The organism is Methanospirillum sp. (assembly GCF_035560735.1).
Classification (GTDB): Archaea; Halobacteriota; Methanomicrobia; order Methanomicrobiales; family Methanospirillaceae; genus Methanospirillum.
Map to the genome: position 1 here is coordinate 1 of NZ_DATMYY010000289.1, position 7645 is coordinate 7645.

The window sequence follows — 7645 nt, forward strand, 5'->3', positions numbered from 1 at the left end:
ATTCTGGATCGGTGTGGATGACACAGACTCTCCAGAGGGAATGTGTACAACATGGCTTGGAGCAAAACTTATCAGGGATCTTCGTGCTTTAGGTTTTTTGATATGCGAAGCACGCTTGATTAGGCTAAACCCGACTATTCCCTTCCGGACTAGGGGGAACGCTGCTGTTGCCATCAGAGCCCGAGGGGATCCTGGTGTTGCGTTTACTCATGCATGCAGCCTTGTCGATGCATATGCTGACTTGAAATGCGAAAAAACACATCCCGGAGTAGTTCTCACAAAACAGCAACTTCCTTCTGACTTCTATGTTAAAGCTGTCACGTCGGTTTGTTCAATTTCTGAAACTGAAGAACTTCTCACAGAGCATGCAGTGGCTTGGAGGGGATATAAACTAGGACGTGGACTCATTGGAGCTGCAGCCGCAATTGCTTCTGTTCTTCCGGATCACACATGGGAATATCTTGCTTACCGTGAAGAGTCACGGTGGTCCACACCCCGTGATGTCAATCATGACAGTCTCTTCATTGCAGATGAGGAGACAGCACCTCACACCTGGGATACTGTTGACAGGGACCGGGATTGTGTTGTCTGTGTACCTCATTCACCTGACCCGGTCCTCTATGGCATACGGGGTGATTCTCCATTTGCGGTTGCCCATGCTGTATCATGCATTATATCAGAGCCTTTTCCCTGGGGACAGATCTGGCTCACAAATCAGGGAACCGATGCACACCTGCTTGCAGGAACAATCGGGTCATTGAATGAGAACTCGTCATACAGGGTATGTGGAACTGTTTTGCATCATCCGATCACTGGGACAGGTGGTCATGTCAGCCTCGTTATCCGAGATGGAGAGAAAGAACTCACATGCATGGCATTTGAGCCAACGAAAGGTTTCAGACAACTCGTGAGATCCCTTATCCCTGGAGACAGAATCATTGCAGTCGGCTCATTCCTGAACGGTACGTTAAATCTTGAAAAATTCTGCCTCTATTCGATGGAGAGAGACGAGATTAAATCAGCACCATTCTGCAGAAAATGCCAGAAGCAGATGACCAGTGCCGGAGCAGGCAAAGGATACAAATGCAGAAAGTGCGATGAGAAAGCCCGGACTCCGGAAACAATAATCAGAGAACGAGAGATCCTCACCGGATGGTATGAAGTCCCTCCAACAGCCCGCAGACACCTTGCACGACCCCTTATCAGGGGAAAAGAAGTCTTCGGGGAAGCTTCTTTTCAATCTGTATCCTAACTCTTCAGACATGCCGGCAGTTCAGATTACCATGGCAGAAGGAAGAACACAGGATCAGAAGAGGGCTGTTGCCAGACGTGTTACCGATGTACTTGTCGAGGAACTGGGTGTCTCTCCTGATGCAATAACCGTATACATCTACGAAATCGGACGGGATCATATTGCTAAATCAGGAGTATTCCTTTCAGATACGGCATAACTCATCATCAGTTACTTGATACGTGAAGGTACATACATACACATGGACTGCGATATTCCGGTCAGACAGGCTCATCTCAAGCCGGGAATGAGTGTCAATGATCTGGTCACGGTGATGGAGCAGGCTGGTGCGTATAATGGAGGTGCTTTCTCCCGTGCTGTCTCCATCTACACATCCATGCTTACCGATGCCAAAGCCACCCGTTTCCTTGGATTCGCCGGGGCAATGGTTCCCGCAGGAATGGGAGGGATCGTCAGTGATCTTATCCGGGATGGAAGAATCGATGCCCTCGTCTCAACCGGGGCAAACCTCACTCATGATGTGATTGAGGCGATCGGATGCCATCATTTCAAAGGAACCGAGCGCTGCAATGATGTGGATCTCAGACACGAAGAGATAAACAGAATATACGATGTCTACCTCCCTAACGATGCCTTCATCGCTTTTGAAGAGTTTATGCAGGGAGTATACAGCGAACTGGAAGACGGGAGCGTCATCTCGATAAGTGATCTCCTTGCACACATCGGATCGAGGCTAGAGACAGGGATCCTTGCAACGGCAGCCAGACATAATATTCCGGTTTTCTGTCCTGCCATCCAGGACTCGATGATAGGTCTTCAGTACTGGCTCTTCCGTCAGGGGAGAAAGGTAACAGTTGATGCCTTTGCTGATATGACAAAGATCATCGATCTCTGTTTTGAATCTGAGAGAGCAGGAGCCCTCTTTATCGGGGGGGGAGTTCCGAAAAACTTTATTCTGCAGAGTATGCTGATGACTCCGAAAGGGTTCACCTACGCAATTCAACTGACTGGTGACAGACCAGATCTAGGCGGTCTTTCAGGGGCAACCCTTGATGAAGCACGATCCTGGGGAAAAGTGGAAGAGGATGCAGAGACAGTAACGGTTTACTGTGACGCCACAATCACTTTCCCGCTGCTTGTTGCAACAGCAATGGAGAGAATTTCGTGACCGACCTTATCCTTGCACTTGATCCGACAACCAAAACTGATGCCATGCGGATCGCTTCAGCAGCAGCACCGCACATTGATGCAATAAAGATAGGTTACCCCCTCATCCTAGCCGAAGGCCTTGATATTGCCAAGGAGCTAAAAGCATTTGGCCTCCCGCTTATTGCCGATTTCAAGGTTGCAGATATCCCAAATACCAACCAGCTCATAGCAAAACAGGTTTTTGAAGCAGGTTTCTCAGGAATAATCTGCCATGGGTTTCCAGGATCAGATTCGGTCAGGGCCTGTGTAAAAGTTGCTCATGACAATGAGGGCGAGTGTTATGTGGTTGCTGAGATGAGTCATCCCGGAGGCGCTGAATTTTTCCAGGGCGGAACAGCAGAGCGTATCGCCAGGATGGTTATTGATGCCGGGGCTGATGGGATAATTGCACCTGCAACCAGGCCGGAGAGGACACGGATCCTGCGTGAGATCATTGGGACCAGAAAGATCCTTTCACCTGGTGTCGGAGCCCAGGGAGGGGATCCTGACGTAATAGCCGGGCTTGTGGATGGCATTATTGTCGGCAGGGCTATTTATGAATCAGATGATCCTGGAGCAGCAGCTGCCGGATATGCCTCACTTCGCGGAAAGCGGACATAAGAAAATCTGATAGACTTCAATATTTCCAGATACCCTCATAAGGTCAAATTTAGTATGTATGTGTATGATATGGAGTGAACAACAGCGCAAGATTGCAGCACAGTATTCATCAAAAGATGAGTTACCGGTTGCAGAGCGGCGTTATAAATGTCATTCCTGCCATCTCATCGTAGATGAAACGCCATGTCCGGTCTGTGGTGAAAAGAATCTGGAGATCATGTGTCCGCTTGACACCTGCGATTGTGGTCATGAAATATCCTCAACAATAGAATATTGTCCACTTTGTGGTGAACCGGTCTGCCCTGAATGCGGGTCTCATGATGTCGTGCAGATCAGCAGAGTCACCGGATATCTTCAGGATGTATCAGGCTGGAACGCAGGAAAGCAGCAGGAACTCAAAGACAGACACCGATATTCGGTTGTATGAGGTATTACCTCACACAGGATACCCTCATCGTACGAGGCGCATTTCGTGCCTGTAGTACCGGGGAGAATGGTGGCATCAAAAATGTCACATCTCTTTTAATCCACCAGGTACAGCCCTCAAATCCTTCTAATTATTTACGGTTGATAAGAAATACAGCATATCGGAGGGGTCTGTCACCTGAAGCAGCATTCGGACTTCTAATTCCGGAACAATCAACGCACCATGCTGTGTTCAGATATGATCAGGTGACCCTGTTTATCACTGCAGGAGTTGCCAGTGAGGATCCAGGCAGCAGAGAAATTCAAAGCGCTGGAACCTCACCGAACATGGATATCACCACAAGGATCATCTGCACTATTAATGGACACCTGGAGGACCGGGATCTGCTTAATGCGCTGATAACAGTGGGTAAAGTAGAGATGGAAACTTCATCAGGTGATAAAAAATGTACAGGCTGGGACCGGAGAGGCATCATCATCGGATCAGAATATTCGGGTGCCTCCCCAAGTAACAATCCGGAAAACATAGGTGAAAAGATATTCCGAGCTACATCATATGGTGCTGGATATATCAGAGAACTTTTTTTAAAGATCCCGGGCCGATCCAGTATCACATCGTCATTTCACATTCACACTACCATCGGTGGTGACCGGTGGATTGAATGGGACAAGAAGGGATGCCCGTATTATCCCTGTCACTTCAGGGGACAGAGGTGTGATTTCTGCTATTGCCCCCTCTATCCATGTGAAGATGAAACTCTTGGCGAATGGACAACCGGATCGCGGAGTTCGGGGCGAGTATGGAGCTGTGCCCCCTGTACACTTAATCATCAGCCGGTAGTAGTGCATCATCTGCGACGCAACCCCGAGGCCAGCAGTTCTGAACTAATATCGCTTCTTGCAAATTATCCCCTGAAGTAGTTTCCTGATGGATATTGCACCAGGGATATACATCGTCGATTATTTAACCCCCGTTCACTTTCACCCTGTGCCCTATATGATTTATATACATCATGATCAGAAGAGCTGATTGGAGATGACATATGGACCTGACATCAATTACACAAAGGATCTCCGAAAAGTTTGCTGCATTGGGTCATCAGATCGAACCGGCAAAGATAGAGGAGAAACTCGCCCGAATGATCAACGAGTTCGGGGTTCCTGAAGAAGAGGCTGAACGCTCAATAGTCAGTGATTATTCACGCGAGTTCGGTCTTGATGAACATATTCAAACCGCTAATGTGGCATCTGATGCCCCTGATGCAACACCCATCGCAGAGGTTAAGATCGGAGACTGGGCAACGATCGAAGGTGTAGTTACTGTTCTCTTTGAAGCACGCTCTCCTTCAGTCGCACAGAGTGGTATACTCGCTGACCAGTCGGGATCTATTCGGTTCACTGTCTGGGCAAAAGCACAAGCCCCGGCTCTTGAACAGGGAGAATGGTACCGGTTCGAGTCTGCTGCGGTTGACGAGTTCAATAACCAACCTGGTTTTCAGGTCCATTCAGGAACAGCAATCTTCCCGATTGCGCACGATCAACTCCCTACAATTGAAAAGACTTCCATTGCAGATCTGCATCGGGGTATAATCAGCCTGGAAGGGAAAGTGGTCTCTTATACAGAACGTGCTGAAGGACCAGTGCAGATTGCCGGGGTCATCGCTGACGGAACCGGGGCAATCAGGTTCACGATCAGAAGAGGGGAAGCGCCCCCTGAACTGGAAGAGGGAGGATGGTATCAGGTAGAGTATGCAGTCGCTGATCTCTATCGCGGAGCTATGAATCTGCAGTTCAATGCAGGAACTAAGATAACCCAGGTATCAGATGATCGCAGCCTTCGACCAGCTATATCTCCGGTGGCAGGAATAAAACCCGGAATAGTCTGTGTCCGGGTAAAAGTGCTTCAGGAGTACGCGAGTTCTAGTGAGAGGATGTTTCAGTCCGGTATCCTTGGAGATGAGAGCGGCACTATCAGGTTTGTGACCTGGAAGGACGAGTCAGCAGAACGGCTCGTGCCTGGGATGGCATATACGATCTACTATGCTTCTGCAGATGAATTCAACGGACGGTTGTCTCTGACTCTCAACGGGGCTACCAGCCTGCCAGATGACGCAGCGGCAATCAATGTCAGCCCGCTCCCGGAAAGATTAGCACCTGAAACTGCCACTCTCGAAGGAGTGATTACCGTTCTTTTTCCACCCCGCTCTGCTTCAATAGCACAAACCGGTATCTTTGCACATTCGTCAGGAGTGATGAGGCTCACTGTCTGGTCAAATGCTCACGCTCCGCTTCTTCAGGTAGGAGAATGGTACCGGTTCGAATCAGCTGTGCTTGACGAGTACAACTCACAGAAAAACATCAAGATCACATCGGGAACGGTAGTAACACCACTCTCGGGCGAGACCATTCCACAGATTGATATTTCACCCATTTCTGGTCTGAATCCGGGACTTATCAGTCTTGAAGGAAAAGTCATATCATATACTCCCAACCTGGAGGGAGCAGTGAGGGCAGCGGGAGTGATCGCTGACAACACCGGTGCTATCAGATTCACCATCAGGCAGGGAGAACAGGTGGCAGAGATAGAAACCGGAGGTTGGTACCGATTTGATTACGCTATAGCCGACCTCTATCGCGGAGCTATGAACCTGCAGCTCAGTTCAGGTACCAGGATTTCTTCACTTCAGGGAGATCAAAATCTAGAACCTGCACTAACACCGGTTGCTGAGATAAAACCAGGAATTGTCTGCCTGCATGTAAAAGTAGCCCAGGAATATGATAATACGAGTGAGAGGATCCTGCAGTCTGGAGTTATTGGTGATGAGACAGGAACTATCAGATTCGTGACATGGAAAGATGGTACTGTAGAACGGATAATTCCGGGAAAAATTTACACAATCCAATACGCATCAGCAGACGAATACAACGGGCGTCCATCCCTGACTCTAAACGGGTCTGTTATTATTCCTGACGACACCGGAGAGATTGAGGTAAAAGCATCAGGTGACGAGGTCACAGGTGCACTCGTTCATATCTCACCCGGTTCAGGCCTTATCAAACGCTGTCCGGTAGAGGGATGCGGAAGAGTGCTTACAAGACAGAACTACTGTCAGATCCATGAGATCCAGCCTGATTTTCAATACGATCTCAGAATCAAAGGATGGCTTGATAATGGACGGCAGACCTGGGATACGATCATATCACGGGAAGGAGTCGAAAAACTCCTCGGTCTTACACTGGATGGTGCCAAGGAGATGGCTGAGAACAATCCGCTGGGTCTTGAGACGGTCTATTACCACCTTTGTGAAGCCTTACTTGGTCGGTATATCTCGTGCCAGGGAAGAGTTATCGAGAACAGACTCTTCACCTCATCATGTTCTTTCCTTACGTTTGATTCGGCACGTCATGCTGATCTGCTTAACCGCTCAGAGGTGACCAGTCATGAGTGAGCAGACTGCATTTCAGCGGTACGAACGTGAACCGGCAAAGCGTGTATTTGCAGCAGAGTTCAGAGAGACAACATATCACTTCAAGGAAGGAAGTGAAGACAAAAGCCCGACCTTTGTACTCCTCCCAACCGGAGAGCGATGTAACAGGGTATTTCTGGTAGGGCTTCTTGCTGATAAGAAAAAATCAGAGGGTGAGGCGGTTTTCTACCAGATCAAAGTAAAAGATCCGAGTGGTTTCTTCTTTGTCAGTGCCGGGAGTTATCAGCCAGAGGCGATGCACCAGATTGCATCCATCGAGACGCCTACCGTTGAAGCAAAGCCAACGTATGTGGCGGTAATAGGTAAACCCAATGTGTTTACTGCTCCTGACGGGAGAACACTGGTATCAGTCCGAGCTGAGTCTGTGGCTGCTGTCAATAAGCAGGTACATGACTGCTGGATTCTGGATACTGCTACACGAACACTGGAGCGGCTTGAGAAGACTGATGAGAATCCGGATCTGGTAAAATCAAAAGAGATCTATAAGCAATCTTCAGATGTCTGGAAACGAATGGTTCACGAAGCCCTGAAAACAGTTGAGATCTGATCTGGTTTCAGTTTTCCTGAAATTTCCATTTTTCCAGAATTATTCGTTCATCGTTCGATAAAGAAATATTTGGAACTGTTCAGGACTATTCAGGAGGATTGTGCATAACCCCCTCCTAAAAAT

8 protein-coding genes are annotated in these 7645 nt (G+C 48.5%); all 8 read left to right on the forward strand.

The window, feature by feature from the left end:
* Nucleotides 1–1252, forward strand: a 1252-nt coding sequence (locus tag VN429_RS08200) for a tRNA(Ile)(2)-agmatinylcytidine synthase (RefSeq protein ID WP_325631956.1), incomplete at its 5' end; no start/stop codon positions are given.
* 10 nt (nt 1253–1262) lie between these two features.
* Nucleotides 1263–1451, forward strand: coding sequence for a tautomerase family protein (locus VN429_RS08205; RefSeq protein ID WP_109969915.1), 189 nt, complete (start codon nt 1263–1265; stop codon nt 1449–1451).
* A gap of 42 nt (nt 1452–1493) precedes the next feature.
* A complete protein-coding gene (locus VN429_RS08210; RefSeq protein ID WP_325631960.1) occupies nt 1494–2420 on the forward strand; it encodes a deoxyhypusine synthase in 927 nt (308 codons plus the stop codon).
* Entirely contained in the window at nt 2417–3061 is a 645-nt protein-coding gene (gene pyrF, locus VN429_RS08215; protein WP_325631962.1) for an orotidine-5'-phosphate decarboxylase, read from the forward strand. Before VN429_RS08210 ends, pyrF begins: the two co-directional genes overlap by 4 nt.
* A gap of 64 nt (nt 3062–3125) precedes the next feature.
* Nucleotides 3126–3488, forward strand: a complete 363-nt coding sequence (gene nrdD / locus VN429_RS08220) for an anaerobic ribonucleoside-triphosphate reductase (protein ID WP_325631972.1) — start codon at nt 3126–3128, stop codon at nt 3486–3488.
* The gene (locus tag VN429_RS08225; RefSeq protein ID WP_325631965.1) at nt 3485–4408 is read left to right on the forward strand and encodes a cysteine-rich small domain-containing protein; all 924 of its coding nucleotides are present in this window, start codon (nt 3485–3487) and stop codon (nt 4406–4408) included. Before nrdD ends, VN429_RS08225 begins: the two co-directional genes overlap by 4 nt.
* A gap of 122 nt (nt 4409–4530) precedes the next feature.
* Complete coding sequence (locus VN429_RS08230; protein ID WP_325631967.1) at nt 4531–6936, forward strand: hypothetical protein; 2406 nt, start codon at nt 4531–4533, stop codon at nt 6934–6936.
* The gene (locus VN429_RS08235) at nt 6929–7522 is read left to right on the forward strand and encodes a nucleic acid-binding protein (protein WP_325631970.1); all 594 of its coding nucleotides are present in this window, start codon (nt 6929–6931) and stop codon (nt 7520–7522) included. Before VN429_RS08230 ends, VN429_RS08235 begins: the two co-directional genes overlap by 8 nt.
* Nucleotides 7523–7645 lie beyond the last annotated feature (123 nt).

Excerpts from the sequence above, each read along its gene's own strand:
- VN429_RS08205 (WP_109969915.1), top strand. The coding sequence starts at position 1,263 with ATGCCGGCAGTTCAGATTACCATGGCAGAAGGAAGAACACAGGATCAG.
- VN429_RS08210 (WP_325631960.1), top strand. The coding sequence starts at position 1,494 with ATGGACTGCGATATTCCGGTCAGACAGGCTCATCTCAAGCCGGGAATG.
- nrdD (WP_325631972.1), top strand. The coding sequence starts at position 3,126 with ATGATATGGAGTGAACAACAGCGCAAGATTGCAGCACAGTATTCATCA.
- VN429_RS08225 (WP_325631965.1), top strand. The coding sequence starts at position 3,485 with ATGAGGTATTACCTCACACAGGATACCCTCATCGTACGAGGCGCATTT.
- VN429_RS08230 (WP_325631967.1), top strand. The coding sequence starts at position 4,531 with ATGGACCTGACATCAATTACACAAAGGATCTCCGAAAAGTTTGCTGCA.
- VN429_RS08235 (WP_325631970.1), top strand. The coding sequence starts at position 6,929 with ATGAGTGAGCAGACTGCATTTCAGCGGTACGAACGTGAACCGGCAAAG.